This is a genomic window from Changchengzhania lutea (genome assembly GCF_006974145.1).
Lineage (GTDB): Bacteria > Bacteroidota > Bacteroidia > Flavobacteriales > Flavobacteriaceae > Changchengzhania > Changchengzhania lutea.
In genome coordinates this window covers 2,893,090-2,909,723 of record NZ_CP039456.1, presented here as the reverse complement: position 1 = coordinate 2,909,723, position 16,634 = coordinate 2,893,090, and the positions used below count along the sequence as shown (strand labels likewise).

The following is a 16,634-nucleotide window of genomic DNA, read 5'->3' as shown; positions in this document are numbered from 1 at the left end:
GCATGTATCAAATAATCACTTACACATAAAATACGTCATACGTTAAAAAAATTACACAAACGCTATTTGACGTATGTTATGACGTTTAAAATAAGCAATAAACAAAGGCGTTTATAATTATATGAAGTAATTATGACGTACTAAAAAAGAGTTAAAAGTGTAATTTTATACTCTATTTATTTGAAATTTCGCAAAAAATCACCTAAAGATTTATCATTTTCTAGATTTAGCTTGCGTTTTAATCTGTATCTATGGGTTTCTAGCCCCCTAATTGACACATTCATTAATGGCGCAATTTCTTTAGTCAATAAATTCATCTTAATGTAGGCACAAATTTTCAAATCTTTATGTGTCAGTTGTGGGTAATCACTTTTTAATTGGTTAAAGAATTCTTCATGAACTTGATTGAAATTATATTCAAACAATTGCCATTCATCTTCATGTCCAATGGATTTATCTATAGTTCTTAATAATCTTTTATAGGTTAATACATTTTTGAAAACAGATTTATTATTTACCAGTTCTTTTTTAATTTCAAGCATCGATTCGTTTTTCTTAACTAATGACATGGCCGTATTTGCCAATTGTTTGCTTTTCAATTTTACTTCGTTTTTTAAGGACTCGTTTTTTAATTGCACTATTTTTTTATCATTTTCAATGGCTTTCTCCTTTAACAATATTTCTTGCTCCCTTATTAGTTTATTGTGTAGTGCTTTTTGTTCTTTTTTAATTTTTCGTTTATGAAGCCCATATATAATTAAGCTGATAAGCAATGTAGCTATTAAATAAAAAAAACTGTTTTTGTACCATGGTGGCGATATTTTTAATTGAAGTGTTTTTATTAATGATACTTCCCCTGAGAGATTAGTTGTTCGAAAATGAATTTTATAGTCTCCATTGCTTAAGTTAGACAATTCTAACTTATCATATTCCATTTGATACCAATTTAAACTATCAGAATCGTTGGGTATGGCATACTCAAAAAAATGATTACTGGATTTTGGAGCAGATATAGATATCCCAATGTTTTTGTTATACGGAAACTCATAAGTATCTAAATCATTTATATCTATAAAGTTTTTATCAATTTCAATTCGTTCGATAATGGGTTTTTGAAGCGTATCCTGCTTATTGTAACTCAATTTATTGATAAGCATAAAACCATCATATAAATTTAAGGCATATACCGAGTCTTTTATTTTCGACACGCGTTCGTTATCTACAACCAATCTTTTATAAAATAGGATATTAGGAATTTCTACATTATTAAAACCGTTGCTAAGGGAGACAAAACTAATTTTATCCGTTATGCTTTTTGTTACCAACATATCTTCGTCCAAATCTGAAATGATACTAGTGCCATCCCCAATAGTTTCATTTAGTAAGTTATGCGGCACAATACTATCCAATAAGGGTTCATATTTTTGCCACCCCTCATTTGTTTTAAAACAAATATCATTTTTAATATTGTAAACCCTTACATTATAATCAGACCACAGTCCTTTGTTTTTATAATCTTCAACTTCTCCTTTTTCATAATTTTCATCAAACTTAATTCTATACAGACCTTTATAGGCATGAGCAGCCCAAGCAGTGTGTGAACCTTCGAAAACTAAAAATTTAATAGGTATAGTAGTTCCACCTAAATGCAATACAACCCATTCTCCATTTACGTATTTATATTTAACTAAGCCTGCATAGGTGCCTTGGATATATGTATTATTAGATTCGGGGACTTTTTTAATAACCCACCCTCCAGTAGAGTTTGATATTTTTTTTAGTTTTTTATTTTGAACTAAATAGGTGCCATTATTATGCCCACAAAACAACTCACCATTTATTTCTTTTAAACTCCAAACCTGACCTTGCGAGTTGTTAATAAATTTCAGCTTATCATCACCTTCATTTAAATAAAACAACCCCGTATTACTACCAATATATAAAACATTTTTGTAGTTAATAATATCGTAAACAGCTCCCAATTCACCAGAATTATCATTATATAGTACTTGGTTATAATTTAAATCTATAAGTGCAACGCCATTATCTAAGCCTACCCATAATTTATTGTTTTTTTCTAAACCAAGGCTTAAAACGGTATTGTTTAATAAACCGTTTTCTTTACTAATATGAAATAATACTTTACCTGAAGGATTAGTTATATAAACGCCATTTTTTATGGTTCCAAATACCATATTGCCGTTTTCTAGCTCTAAAAAGCTATTAAGTTGTTGCTCTTTAATTATCGAATTAATTTGAGATTGCCAAACCTCTAGCGTATTGTTGCTATATAAATAGCACCCTTTTAATGCCGTAGTAACTAGTAATTTGTTGTTAAACGCTGTTATAGAAACAACTTTTGTGTTATACAATTTGTCAGTTTTAATAAAAGGCACTAATGTGTCATCTTGCAATATGTATACTCCGTCTTTTAATGTTGAGACATAAACATTATTACCAACAACATTGCATGAAATTATTGTAGACTCTAGCTTTGCCTTAGTTATATTTCCATCTTTGTATATATAAAGATTGGAAAATGATCTAAACAAAATAGCACCATTATGGTGTAAAATTTCCCAAAACTCTTCATCTAAAGATTTTTCTTGTGCTTGAAAGTTATATAATGAGGTATAAACTAACTCTCCTTTTTTATTTTTTGTCCAATATCCAAACTCTTCATATGATCCTGTATAAATAACATTATTATATGCTAACACCGATCTAATAGTAGTTTTATTTGGAAGTTGAAAAAACCTCCACTTTAACCCATCAAACTCAAGTAACCCTTTGTCATTCGCCACATATAACTTTCCGTTTTCAGCAGAAGAAATCCCCCAATTTTGGTTACCAGCATTGAATTCTGTTAATGAATAATTCTGAAAAAAAGGTGTGTATTGCGCATACATATTACCAAAAAGCACCATGGCACAAACTAAAAGAAATATGTGTTTGAAATTTGCTAGCATTAAATAATTTTAACCTTAATGAAGTGAAATTTGATTCAAACAAATCTAATCAATTTAAAAATGATTTGTGAATATTAAAACCATATTAACCTTTCGAATTTCTCTAATTTAATAGTTAAAAGGGTGGATATTAATTCTGTATGCTTTGGGATCTAAATTGCTTCATTATTATTATGTTGTGGTAAACGTATGTCTAGCAACATGAAAAGAAATAACTCATTTAAAGTTTTGCTATTGTCATCTTCTCCCAAATATCTTGACTTGATAACCCTAAGGACAATACTGTATCATCTTCCATAAGCTCCTTATGACATTGAAGTACTTTGTTATAAACTTGGTCTAAATAGGCATTTAGAATTTTGATAGTTTCTGAATTACCTCTTCCTCTATTTTTAGTATTGTCCCACTAGTTTTCCTCAATACTTCTTTTTAAACTCATTTCTGAGCGTTTGCCGTTTACTAATACGGACATAGATAGAAAGCCCGTTGGGATTGCTTCTTGATTTTCTTGTAAAAAAAATAACCGTGAAGGTGCTTTTTGTTTTCATTTTAAATGACTTTTAGTTAAACATTAATTTGTAAAGACGAAAGTCAAATCACTTTAAAGACACATTTATTTAATCTACAATGCGTTGAATTTTAACAATTTGGATGACACTTTTCTAAAACTCTTTTTGTTATCCGAATTGTTGACTTTTTTAACTGCATTTTTTACATTCTTATAATATTTATAGAAACGTAAAAACCTGTAAATCGTAAGATTAACAGGTTTTTGATATAGATTGATATACTATTGTGTCGGGGCGGCAGGAAGTCTGCCTTTACCCTTATCTATTAAAAATCAATAAATTACATAATATTAGCTTTTCTTGGTAACCGAATAGGTAACTTATTTCATAAGAACCTTTGTTACATTTTACCTTTTTGAAAAGTTTTTAACTATACAAGTTCTAACATAAATTTTCAAACAAAATCAAAACTTTTCCTAAATGAAAGCTAAAATTTTGTTTACCACATATCTCAAAAGTAGTTTTTCTTACTCAATTGACCACTTTTTCAATAAACCGAATAGCATCTAAGAGTTTTGATAGCTTAACACCAGAAGCAAAAGAGGATTGGTTTTCAATTATAAATTCTCAATAAGTTCTTTTTTTCCTGTCATCATATTTTTTTAATTGTATATCCGTAAACACCCCTATATTGATTAATATTTTGTATATTTAATTGATTCAAAAACAGTTAGCTATGGATATATTTTCTTTTGGGGTTCATTTCACAGATGAAAAGAGTTGCAGGCTTCATTTCAAGGAGCAAAGGGACAAGCAAGGTGTTGTTTGTAAGCGTTGCGGATGTACAGACCACTATTGGCTGATCAATAAATGGAGCTATCAATGTAAATCCTGCAACTCAAGGACATCATTGCGCAGTGGCACCATAATGGAAAGCTCTAAATTGTCATTTCTGGTTTGGTACAAGACCATTTTTTTGATGAGCACCACAAAAAAAGGATTTTCCAGTAAAGAGATACAGCGCCAGTTGGGGCTAAAACGTTATGAGCCAGTTTGGGCAATGGTCCATAAACTGCGTAGAGCAATGGGGGATCGTGATGACAGGTACACATTGGAAGGAATGATAGAAATGGATGAAGGCTATTTTACTATTGAAGCCTCGGAACAAGCACACAAAACCCAAAAAGCAGGTCGAGGGAGCAAAACTAAATCCAATGTTATGATTATGGCAGAAAGCACCATACTGGAAGATATAGAAACAGGAAAAGTAGATAGACAATGCCGTTATTTTAAAGCTAAGGTATTAGAAGACCACAAGGCAGATGGCACAGACCAAAGCTTCAAAGACGCTATTGATGACGAGCAAACTATTATATTTACAGATAAGAGTACTTCATATGTAAATATTGCAGACTATGTAGAAATACATATGACAGAGAAATCAAACGAACAAACCACCAAAGAAACACTCAAATGGGTGCATATAGCAATAAGCAATGCTAAAAGGAACTTTGCGGGAACTTATCATAAAATCAAGAAGAAATATTTGCAATTATATCTGAACGAGTTTGTTTATAAGCTCAACCGCAGGTATTTTGGAGAACGAATCTTTGATAGGCTTATTATTGCTAGCATTACAGCTAATGGACATTAAACGGATATACAATTTTTTTATTCTGAAAAGCATGATAGTTCAATGCTTTTCAGAATTTTATTTTTTTAAATCCGATCTACTAGTAGAAAGAACAATATATTATTCTACAAGCAACCTATATAATATCTCTTCACCATTAATCTGTCCTTTTAAAATATATAATCCCTGTTTAAGATTAGGTAATTTTACAGATAGAACGTCACTTTCGTTTATATTGGTTTTTACCGTATGCTGAACATTGTAATAATCGTATAACGTAAAATTACCAACACTGATAATGTCTTCAGCCCATTTTAAGTTTGTTGAGTTCTTTGCTGGATTGGGATAGACTGAAAGTATCGATGAAGTAACTGTTTCCGTTTCTGTCGAATTTTGAACCGCATTAGGTTCTTCGCCCCAGATTAATTCGCCATCCCAATAGACAGTGATCGTTCGTGTTTCCTGAAAGCTTGAAGCATTTTTATAACTGTAATCGTTAAGTTCATTAAAAGGTGACGGGCGTGATTTTTCTATTTTCATCCTGATTTCCCCGGATGATCCCATAGCTGGAATTTGAGAATTTGAATCAAGACTAAGTTCCAGGTAATAATCGGCACCGTCGAGCACAGGTTCAACAGCAACAAAATCACCGTGGAGGCTTTTCTTATCAAAAATACCTGTTTTCTCTGCCTTAAAGCGTAATGGCGAATAATCCTCTGCAGTAAACCAATATCTTACCGTGGCCCGGTTTAAATCGATTGAATTTTCTGCTTCATTTCTTAGGATGACATGCGGCCGTATCTTATTGTTTTGAGGCTTATTCTTATCACCGTCCTTATAATCTACAAGTAGGAATGGTGCTAAAACATCTACTTCATTAGAGTTAATCGTTCTAACCTCCTCATTAAATGCACGGATTCTGTAATAATAGCGCATTCCTGGCGTAAGGCCTTCATCAAGATAACTCGTTGTATCAGCCAAAACGCTTTCAAGTAACGTAAAGTTCGACTCGTTCTCTGATCGCCTTTCGATTATAAATCCGTCTTCAAAGTCTGTAATGTCATCCCATTTAACTAAAATTTGAGTGGGCGAAATCCCCACGGCCTCCAGATTATCCACTGGCTTTAAATCCATAAAAACTTCCTTGTCCTCTTGAACAACTAGGGTTAATTCTGGCCAAATGAGCGTGTCATTAGTAACATACCTGATGGTTCTTTCGTCCGGCAAGGATGCTGCATTATAAAAATTGGCAAAGCCATCATTTTCGGATCTGTGCATCTCTCCATTAAAATAGATTTCAATGTCACTGGCCACACTTTCATCGTTGGTTAAATTGAATGTTACATCACAAAGATTAACCTCGCCCATTAAGGTGTTAAAAGTTTCTTCCCAGCTGGAAACATTTATTATCGGCAAGGCAAATTCAAATGCTTCCTCTTCGTTCTCAGTGTCGGCAGCCTGCCAAACATACCAACTAGGTTTTCTTATTCCTCTTTTCTCTGGTGCATTAGATGCCTCATCTCTTGTCCACAGGCCAAAGTGTACCGGAAATAAGGATGCATTGTCAACCAATCTATGATAATGAATGGCTTCTGTAGATGGTAACCGACTAAACTTTTTCCACATATAGGCTACTCCAGCTGCCTGTCTTTGAAAGGTTTCTTCATCATAATCCCTACCTGCATTAATTCCTTGTTCGGTAAACATTAATGACCTTACCTTTAAGCCTTTGTATAGATTTTCCTTGGATCTAATCCAAGTATCCATTAACTCTATATTCTTCGGGGTGATTTTTGGAGAAGTCATTAAGTCATTGGTCACCTGGATGTCATTCCACGTGGCAGATCCATTCTGGGGATAGGGATGGTGGGCTATGCCCCATTCGTAATCCCCACCGGTTTCGCTCAATTTGTTAAGAGTCTGCAACATTAGTCTTGGCGGATAATCGACAGCGGCGTTCCAAAACTGTGTCAAGGAAATAAACACCTTTGCTGCAGGATCAAACTGTCTTATGGAATAGTAGGCGGTTCTCATAGAACGATCGTACAGTTCGGTATAGATGTCCATAGGCTTTTCACCGGCATTGGTCCACTCAGAACCTGCATCGACTTCATTATGAATGATCCAGTTGGTAATGCGCCCATATAATTCATCGGGTCTGGTATAGCGCTCTGCCAAAAATGACGTCATAGCGGCATAATATTCTACCCCTATTGGGCTGGTAACATTTGCAATACTAAAAAATGCATCACTATCGGCATCCGGGTGGGTTAATATCACCTTCTTATCAGCTTCAATGTTACTTGGTATCAGGATTATGACCGTCGTGGTTAATCCATTATCGGTAGAGTTTTTATAGCGTTGATCCAGACGATTCACATAGTTCGGATTGAAATAATAGGTTTTTCCATTAAATTCATAACTCATCGAGGTTGGCACTAAACTTAAAAGACTTCCATATAAAATGCCTGTTCGTACATTTTCAGCCCCAAGATCTGATAGGTCTGACGCATATTGTGGGCCAGCCGATGCTCCAATTCCTTTTACGGATAAGGGCTTTTCTTCTGCTAAATACCGTTTGTTCGCTTTATAAATGTCATCAGGAAATTTGGCACTGGACACATATATATAATCATCGCCATTCTTTTCTGCGATGACCCATCTAGAATAGATCCGGTCATAAGTTTCCCCTTCTACATCGATAAAACGCTCCAATTCAGTTTCAATAAATTCTTCTGAAGAAAGCGGTAATGAAAAGGTAATATCCTCTGGTTCAAAAATAGCATTGTACATTTTTAATTCGCATAAAAATAGATTTCCGCTATTCTGAGGTATTATAGTTTGAACAAATACACTGTCTTGTGTGACCATTGCCTTGGCAACTTCTGAAGTATATTCACTATTAAAATAGTTGCTAAGAAAGGCGTTGTTTTTCTGATTGATAATGATGGGATCATTGTCAAGTTCTTCTTGGGTAGGCTTTCTTAATCGTATGTTTCTAACCTGGATAAGCTGATTGGGGGAGGTCCCAAAATCAAATCGAAACTGTGTAAACATACTGTTCCAAGTTTTAAATTGTTTCATATTTACATTAATGTTTTTGTAAACTTCCGTTGGTTCCAGATCCCCAAAATCTATTTTTCTGGTTGGGGAGGGAGGTCCATAAAAAACGGTAAGATTGTCCAGACCTTCAGATGCTATATATTCAAAACTCATGTAAAAGGTTTCATTATAATCGTAGAATTGTTCTATGGTATTCGAAGTAATCCGCGGATCATTCCCTAAGGTTTCTATGGTATAACTGCCATCTGCATTTTGGACAGCGTCCATCTGGGCCTGGCTGTTAAGATTAAGGGTAATAGGTATATTGTTAACCGGTGTGGTTGCAGCAATTTCGGCTGGGGTCGGGGCTCTTAATGCAAAGTTTCGCACTTTAATGTTAAGGTCTGCCCTACGGCCCATGTCAAACCTGAAGCCATCATAAGCCTGGTTCCATTGTGAAGCCCTGAGTTTAAGGTTAACACTCGCGGTTTTCCAATTAGGTGCCGCTGGCTGCTCACCCAAGGTTACACTCCTTGCTCCTGCCGGTGGAAATCCATAAAATATTTGAACGTCGTCTATCCCAAAGGCACCGCTACCGTTGACCGCCAAATATTGAAAGGTCATAATGTAGGTTTCTTCGTAATCGTAAGTTTCTGACAATAATTGGGATTTAACCCAGGGATCCCCACCGGTGGTTAAAATACTATAACTCCCATCCGTATTTTGGGAGATATTCATCTGGTTTTTACCGGTGACGTCCAGATCTATTTCCACAACTTCAGACCTTGTAGGAGCCCTTAGTTGAATGTCTTTAACTTGAAGGTTCTGGTTAGCGGAAACTCCAAAATCGAACCTAAAAACCGTATAGGCCTTGTCCCATTCTACCGCATCTAACTTTATGAATATTTTATAGGGAGTTAAACCTGATGTAGCCGGCAATGACCCTAAATTTAACCTACGGATCCCGTTAAATGTAGAAGCGTTGTCCCGATATCGAAGCTCCAAATTATCCAATCCTGCAGGGGCATCATATAAAAAACTGACGACATATACCTCATCTTGATCATAGGTATTTGCGATTGCTTTTGTAATAATCCAAGGATCTCCGCCTGTAGTTTCAATATCATAAGTACCAGCAGGGCCTTCGGTGATATTCATTTGTTGTTTTACGCTAGTGTTTAATTCCAATGGAATTGTTTGAGCAACCATTAAAAAACCAAGGAGACAGAAGAAATTCAAGAAAGAGAATTTTAATAGTAATTTTAGAGACATGATAGAATATTTAATTTAGATAAATCTACTATCATTTCCACTTGTAAGTGTCCTGTACCCACCTGACTAACCCCTTACATTATTGACTCCAAAAAAAAGGTTATGGAATTTTCCACAACCTTTTATAAATTTATACTAGCATCTGAAAGTCGCTATTTTAAAAAGCCCTCAGAATCCCTTATTTTAGGGTTCTACGAAAAACTTTTCAAATATGGGGCCCTTCAGGCGAAACAAAAATACCAATAAACCAATAATTCGACAAATATTAGATTTAGTACCACCTTGGTTAATTAAAAGTTGCACAAATACTTACAAAACGGACAAAGGTGTTCATAAATACAGAACATACGATCAGTTTGTAGCACTAACTTTCGGACAGCTCAATAAGTGCCAGAGCTTGAATGATATATCGGCAGGGATTGGAGTAAGCGAAATTTTCATAAACGACTTGGGGCCTGCGCCAAGGCCCAGCGCGTTCCACAATGGGCGATGGCAATAAAAACAGGGACTGGCAGGTGTTTGAGAGTTTGCATTATCGTTTATTGAGCCACTATAAATCGGTACTGAAACAACATCATAACACGCACATTATACAAGAGATCAAGGGCAAGGTTGTTAAACTAATAGATAGCTCAACGATATCCTTATGTTTGGCCATGTTTGATTGGGCAGAGTTTCGGACAGCAAAAGGGGGCATTAAATTACATACAAGTTGGGATTACAATTTAATGATACCAGATGTGGTAAATATTACAGAAGCAAAGGTGCACGACAGATATGGGTTAAAGCAATTGATTTATCCTAAAGACACCATTATAGTTGAAGATAGGGCTTATTTTGATTTTGAATTGATGCTCAACAGGATAAAGGCAGAAAATGTATTTGTTACCAGGATCAAGTCCAATACGTTGTACCAAACGATAGAAGAACTGGAACTGCCAGATCATGTTGACCAAAATATACTGAAAGATGAAATAATCCAACTGACTTCAAACAAGGCAATGGAAACAGGGATTTCAGGACAAAAACTAAGATTGGCACACGGCTGTAAAGAAGATGAAAACAAAGTGATAGCCATTGTTACAAACCAACTTGACTGGGAGCACGGTACCATTGCGGAACTGTACAAGAAACGTTGGGACATAGAACTGTTTTTTAAAGCCTTAAAACAAAACCTACAGGTAAAGACCTTTTGGGGAACCAGTGAAAATGCAGTAAAGTCCCAAATATATGTAGCCCTGATAAATTATCTGCTCTTAGAGCTCATAAAACGAACTATCTCCAAAAAAGCAGTTGCTTTTTCCAATTTATCAGAAAAAATTAGATTTTGCCTGTATCACTATCTATCACTGGATTACGTATGCAACCACGTAAGGGAAGGCGTGCGTAAGGTCACGTTTTCAACGCAAACAGAATGGGTGTTCGAGGCAGACTTATTTTCTGGGTAATCTAATATATTAAACGAAAACATTGGGATAAAACTATGGTTTTTACATTTCTATAAAAACTTTCGGATGCTAGTGATAAATTTATAAACGAACTCGTTTAAACTTTAAAAATCTTAATTTTTATTTATAATATCAATAATCTATGTGCTACTACCTGGCCATTGATACTTCCTTTAAGAAGGTAAATCCCGGTCCTTAATCCAGAAAACCGAAAGGATATTTCATCTCCTTTGACCTTGCTTTGTTTTACCTTATAAGAACTCCCCATATAATCTATCAATTCAAAATTGCCCACCTCGATTATTTTCTCGGCCCATTTAATGTTGGTTCGTCCTTGTGTCGGATTCGGATACACCGTCAACAAAAGTGACTTCTCCGTATATTGGGTTGTAGATGGTTCCGCTTCACCTGGCTCATCTCCCCAGACCAGTTCTCCGTCCCAATAAACGGTGATGGTTCTGGTTTCCTGAAAGCTTGATGCATTTTTATAACTGTAATCGTTCAGCTCATCAAAGAGTGATGGTCTGGATTTTTCAATTTTGGTCTTGATCGCTCCCGAATCACCAAGGGCAGAAATTGATGTTCCTTGAGTGAAGGATAGTTCCAAGTAATAATCAGCCTTATTTAATGGTGCTTCTAAAGCCACAAAGGTTCCCTTTACATTTTCCAACCCTAAACTACCGGCTTCATCCAACTTGAACCTTAAAGTGGAAACATCTTCTGCGGTAAACCAATACCTTACCGTGGCCCGGCTTAAATCGATGGCGTTTTCAGCTTCATTTCTTAGGATAAGGTGCGGTCTTATTTTGTTGTTCTGTGTTTTATTCTTATCACCGTCCTTATAATCTGCAATTAAGAATGGAGCGATAACTGAAGTTTCTTCGGAATAACACGACAAGGTCTCCCCGTCCAATTCAGCCGCCACTCTGTAAAAATATCGTGTTCCAGCTACAACTCCGCTGTGAACATAACTGAATGTTTCTGCCGATACGCGTTCCAATTCTGAAAAGCTACCACCTTCTTTCTTTACTTCAATTACAAATCCTTGAAAGTCTTGAAGATTGGAATTCCAATTAATTTCAATTTCTGATGGAGAGATTCCTTTAGCTGAAACATTTTCAACTGCAATAAGATTGATATTTAATTCAGTATCCTCAGTAATATTAAGGACATCTGATGCCAATATAACACTGCCTTTTTTAATAGTATAGGGCTGCAATACATTAGAAGCTACATTATAAAAAATCAAGGAGCCGTCTTGTTGTGGAATTTTCAATTCCCCATTAAAACTTACCAATAGTTCATTCAAATTACTGCCGCAATTTTCAATACTTATGTTGACAACATAAGGGGTAACTTCGATAGCAACATCATTATATATTTCATTCCAATCATTAATTCCTATAACAGATTTATAAGGATCGAATACAGTATTTTCATTGGCGGTACCAGCAGCTTCCCAAACATACCAGCCTTCTTTTTTGCGATCAAAACCATCATTTGTACCATCTAAAACAGTCCACAATCCAAATTCCAGTCCAGCTTCATTAGGGTTATCTACCCATCTGTGCAATTGGATGTTTTCTATAGAAGGCAATCTTAAGTTTGCTTTCTTCCAGAAATAGGCGAGTGCCGCCGCTTGATTGGTTTCGTTGGCGTTTGGGTTTTTAGCTGTGTTTGAACTAAAACCGTTTTCAGATAACAATATAGTCCTTACTTTTTTGCCATTATATAATACGTCCTTCTGTCTAACATACGCATCAATCATTTCCAAATTCTTTGGCGTAATCTCAGGGGTGTCGAAATTTAACTGTGTTTTTACAGCGGCATCATTCCATACTTTAGGATTAAACAAATTGGTTGGGTATGAATGCCAACCAATACCCCATTCAAAATCTTCCTCTTTAACAGATAACCGTACCAAAACATCAAGAATGTCTTTGGATTTAAAATTGGCACTGCTACCGGGAACACTATTCCAGTGTTTGGTAAACGATCCAAAAACTTTTGCGGAAGGGTTGTGTTTTCTAATCGTATAATGCACCATACGCATGGAGCGGTTGTATATTTCAGTGTATAGAGATACTGGTTTTTGACCTGCATGTGTCCAATTGGTATGGGCGTCCACTTCATTATGAATAATCCATTGATCCAATCGTCCATAAAGTTTATCTGGTCTTGAATAGCGCTCTGCCAAAAAATCAACAACTGCTGCATAATATTCTGCACCTTCTTCGGTGGCAACATTAGCCATACTGTATAATCCAAGGGATGCATCTGGATGCACAAAGATGCGTCTTAAATCTTCATTGCCTATATTTAAAGGTATCAAGAGCACAAAAGCGGCTTTAATGCCATTATCTGTTAACCTTTTTATACGTTGGTCAAAACCGGTTACAAACCCAGGACTGATATTGTAAATCTTTCCATTGAATTCATGTGTTAGCCCAGTAGGATTTAGGCTTAAAACACCATTAAGCAACAGATTAAGTTTCATGCTTTTTATATCAAGATCAGTTAGATCGGAAAAGTTAGAGAGTGTTGAAGGCCCTAATCCGTCCAATCCTTTAATGGAACTTGCTTTATCTTCTTCTATGTTATTTAATGCTATTGCAGAAATGTCTCCTGCCCAGACGGCATTAGAAGTATATTCGTATGTGCTTTCGCCTGTTTTTCTAACAATGACCCATCTGGAATATAATCGATCATAATTATGGTCAGATTTTTGGATAAAACGTTCAACGTCTATATCAAAGGTGTCATTTGTAATAGCTATAGGCGTGATAAAGTTAAACTCAGATTGATTGAAACCATATTGATGTGGCTCAATCTCTGCCAAAAAAAATTCCTCAGTGGCGTTTGTTATCGTACCAGTTATATTCACCATATCCATATCCACCTTAACCAATGAGATGGTATTGGCAAAGGTAGTATTGAGATAGTCCCTAAATTCCTGATCTATTAAAACACTTAAAAATTTATCGCTATTCTGCTCATCTTCTAATTCTTGAGCTGTTGGTTTTCTAATTTGGATATTCCTAACCTCTATGGATTTCGTCACATTTTCATTTTTACCAAAATCGAATCGAAATGTCGTCCATTCATTATCCTGAAAATTATTAACCAAAAGTCTAGGATTAATCGTGTATGTGGTCCAGTCCGAAGCTACAGGAATTTCGCCAGCACTCAACTTTTGAGTTCCAATTATAGGTGGTCCATAGAAAATTTCCAGTTCATTATATACCGTTTCTGTTCGATACTCAAAAGAAATAATATAGGACTCTTCGATATCATATAGTACATCAATGGATTTTGAGCGAATCCAGGGGTCATTCCCAGAGGTATCTAAAACATAGGATCCTGTTTCAACTTCTGTAGCACTGAGACCACCACTCGTGTTATTTATATCCAGTTCAATTGGAATAATTTCTTTTGGTGCTAATAATTTCTTTTCTGCATTGGTGGGCTCTCGAAGCACCAAATTGCTCACGGTAATATCCTGTCCTGCAAACCTGCCAAAATCAAATCGGAATTCGTCATAAAAAGAATCCCAAACCGGTGCACTTATGGTCATAAGAACCGAAATATTAGTTTTAGAACTTGCTTCTGTAAGAGCGCCTAGTAATACACGCCTCGCGGGACTAGTGGGTTTTCCATAAAAAATCTGTAAATCATCCAGTCCTGTTGAAGAGGTATAATCAAATGCCAAAACAAAGGCTTTATTAGGATCGTATGGGGTTGTAATTGTTTCTGAATAGATGAATGGGTCGGTTCCTAAACTAGAAATACTATAGGTGTCTTCTGGATCTTCTACAACGGATATCTGATTTCTACGTGCCAAATTCAAAGCCAACGGCACTACCTCTCCTGGAAGTGCTGCTCTTAATCGCACATTTTTAACCGTAATATTTTGACCGGCTGCTCTTCCAAAATCAAAGCGAAAGCGATCAAAAATACTCCAGTTGCCCACCTCATATTTCATAAAAGCCTTAAAAGTCGTGTATTCTGTTGAAGGTGCCAGACTGCCAAAATCCCTTCTTCTATTTGTTGGATTTATTGGAGCTCCATAAAAAATCTGAAAATTATCCAGTCCATTTGTTGCGATGTAATCAAAGCTTATTACATAAACCTGATTGGGATCATAGGTTTCCACGGGTCGCGTAACGATCCAAGGATCACCACCCAAGGTTTGTATATCATAAGTTCCCATGGGATTTTCAGTGATGTTCATTTGATTTTTAAGACTGGGATTTAGTTCTAGTGTAATATTTTGAGCATATATTGTAAGGCTCAAAATTGAAAAGAGGAAGCATAATTTTTCTTTCATGATTAAAAATTTTTAATAAAATTAAGACTTCAATCTGTAAATCGTACCCTGCACTAACCTGTTATGGTTTACTGATCAAGGTCATATAATGGAATTAATTAAACTGAAACCAATCTATTTCAAATAATTCCCCTTCGGCTCCTGAGGCCTCAAACCATAGAGCGTGAATGCCAGTTTCATTTTTTACTGGAACCGTAATGGTGTGCCAATCCTTATTCGGCTCAAGCATCAAGGTTGCCAATTTTTTATGCCAAGGTTTATCAGAATAAATATTTAATTGGCCACCTGAAATAGATTTTACATGAATTTTTATGGAAGCAATACCATCTCCAAAATCTAAATATTTATAAATAGCAGCATCCTTATTTTTAAACTTAGAAAGAATTTCATTCGCTTCAGATGCCTTCTCAATAAGAACGTTGCCTTGTAATAGACAAGCCGAAGCGGCGTCAACTTTATTTTTTGCTTTAATTGGTAAACCTGCACCTTGAGAGGTCATTTCTACTTCGGGAATAGAGCCATCATCCAGAAAAGTTATTTTCTCAACACAGGCTTTTCTCATCGTTCGAACCCCATGTGTTGAACGATGATAAAATACATACCATTGGTCATTAAATGATGCAATAGAACCATGATTGTTCCAATTACCAGGATTGGAACCATTATTGTCTATAATGACACCACCATACGTATAAGGACCAAAAGGAGAGGAACTGGTGGCATAGCCTAAACAGGTGGGTTTATCTTCCCTACTAATATCTGAGTAAACTAAATAATAAAGATCCTTTCGTTTGGTAAGGTAAGCACCTTCGTGAAAAAAATGATTTTTTTCTGTAATAATATCCTTTTGAAGGGTCAACGGGTCAATGGTTTTCATATCAGGATTAAGCTTCGCTATTTTAAGACTAAATTGTCCCCATACATAATAGGCAGTACCATTATCATCTATAAAAACCGAAGGGTCTATTTGATTGTGGCCTTTTAAATCTATTTTTTCACCATTTGTAAAAGGTCCCAATGGACTTTTGGAAGTAGCCACACCTTCTGGTGCATTTATATCTGGTTGGCAATAATATAGATAATACGTATCATTTTTCTTGATAGCATCTGGTGCAAATAATACGGCATCATTATAAGGTACTTGGTCGTTGGTTTCTTTGGAAGCAAATACATTTTCGGTTAGATGCCAATCCATCATATTTTCTGTATGTAAAATGTCATGCTTACCTGAACAATAGTAGGTCGTGCTTTCATCTGTAGAGCCATAAACATAAAGGGTTCCATCTTCAAAAACCTTTGCTGATGGGTCTGCAATATAAATCCCTGGAGGCGAAATAGGGTTTTGCGCTTTCACAACTTCTGATAGGTGAAGACATAGACTTAACACTGAAATAAAACTCACACTATATTTAACATTCATGATTTTTTTCTGTT

At 35.6% G+C, this 16,634-nt stretch carries 5 protein-coding genes and 1 pseudogene; 2 read left to right on the top strand and 4 right to left on the bottom strand.

The genetic code is table 11. The features are described from left to right. Nucleotides 1-176: 176 nt before the first annotated feature. Complete coding sequence (locus FAF07_RS13035; RefSeq protein WP_142785513.1) at nucleotides 177-2,969, bottom strand: helix-turn-helix and ligand-binding sensor domain-containing protein; 2,793 nt, start codon at nucleotides 2,967-2,969, stop codon at nucleotides 177-179. Between the two features lie 1,245 nt (nucleotides 2,970-4,214). On the opposite strand from FAF07_RS13035, the gene FAF07_RS13025 reads away from it, so the two are divergent. Continuing rightward, nucleotides 4,215-5,132, top strand: a complete 918-nt coding sequence (locus tag FAF07_RS13025; protein ID WP_142783597.1) for an IS1595 family transposase — start codon at nucleotides 4,215-4,217, stop codon at nucleotides 5,130-5,132. A 99-nt stretch (nucleotides 5,133-5,231) separates the two neighbouring features. Here the strand turns inward: FAF07_RS13025 and FAF07_RS13020 are convergent, their stop codons facing one another. After that, nucleotides 5,232-9,392, bottom strand: a complete 4,161-nt coding sequence (locus FAF07_RS13020; protein WP_185956433.1) for a DUF5722 domain-containing protein — start codon at nucleotides 9,390-9,392, stop codon at nucleotides 5,232-5,234. Nucleotides 9,393-9,636: 244 nt separating this feature from the next. On the opposite strand from FAF07_RS13020, the pseudogene FAF07_RS13015 reads away from it, so the two are divergent. Beyond that, nucleotides 9,637-10,873, top strand: a pseudogene (locus FAF07_RS13015) (IS4 family transposase). Between the two features lie 124 nt (nucleotides 10,874-10,997). Here the strand turns inward: FAF07_RS13015 and FAF07_RS13010 are convergent. Further along, complete coding sequence (locus tag FAF07_RS13010; RefSeq protein WP_142785511.1) at nucleotides 10,998-15,200, bottom strand: DUF5722 domain-containing protein; 4,203 nt, start codon at nucleotides 15,198-15,200, stop codon at nucleotides 10,998-11,000. Between the two features lie 94 nt (nucleotides 15,201-15,294). Next, complete coding sequence (locus tag FAF07_RS13005) at nucleotides 15,295-16,620, bottom strand: family 43 glycosylhydrolase (RefSeq protein ID WP_142785510.1); 1,326 nt, start codon at nucleotides 16,618-16,620, stop codon at nucleotides 15,295-15,297. Nucleotides 16,621-16,634 lie beyond the last annotated feature (14 nt).

Coding starts and splice junctions, on each gene's coding strand:
- FAF07_RS13035 (WP_142785513.1), bottom strand. CDS start 2,969: ATGCTAGCAAATTTCAAACACATATTTCTTTTAGTTTGTGCCATGGTG.
- FAF07_RS13025 (WP_142783597.1), top strand. CDS start 4,215: ATGGATATATTTTCTTTTGGGGTTCATTTCACAGATGAAAAGAGTTGC.
- FAF07_RS13010 (WP_142785511.1), bottom strand. CDS start 15,200: ATGAAAGAAAAATTATGCTTCCTCTTTTCAATTTTGAGCCTTACAATA.
- FAF07_RS13005 (WP_142785510.1), bottom strand. CDS start 16,620: ATGAATGTTAAATATAGTGTGAGTTTTATTTCAGTGTTAAGTCTATGT.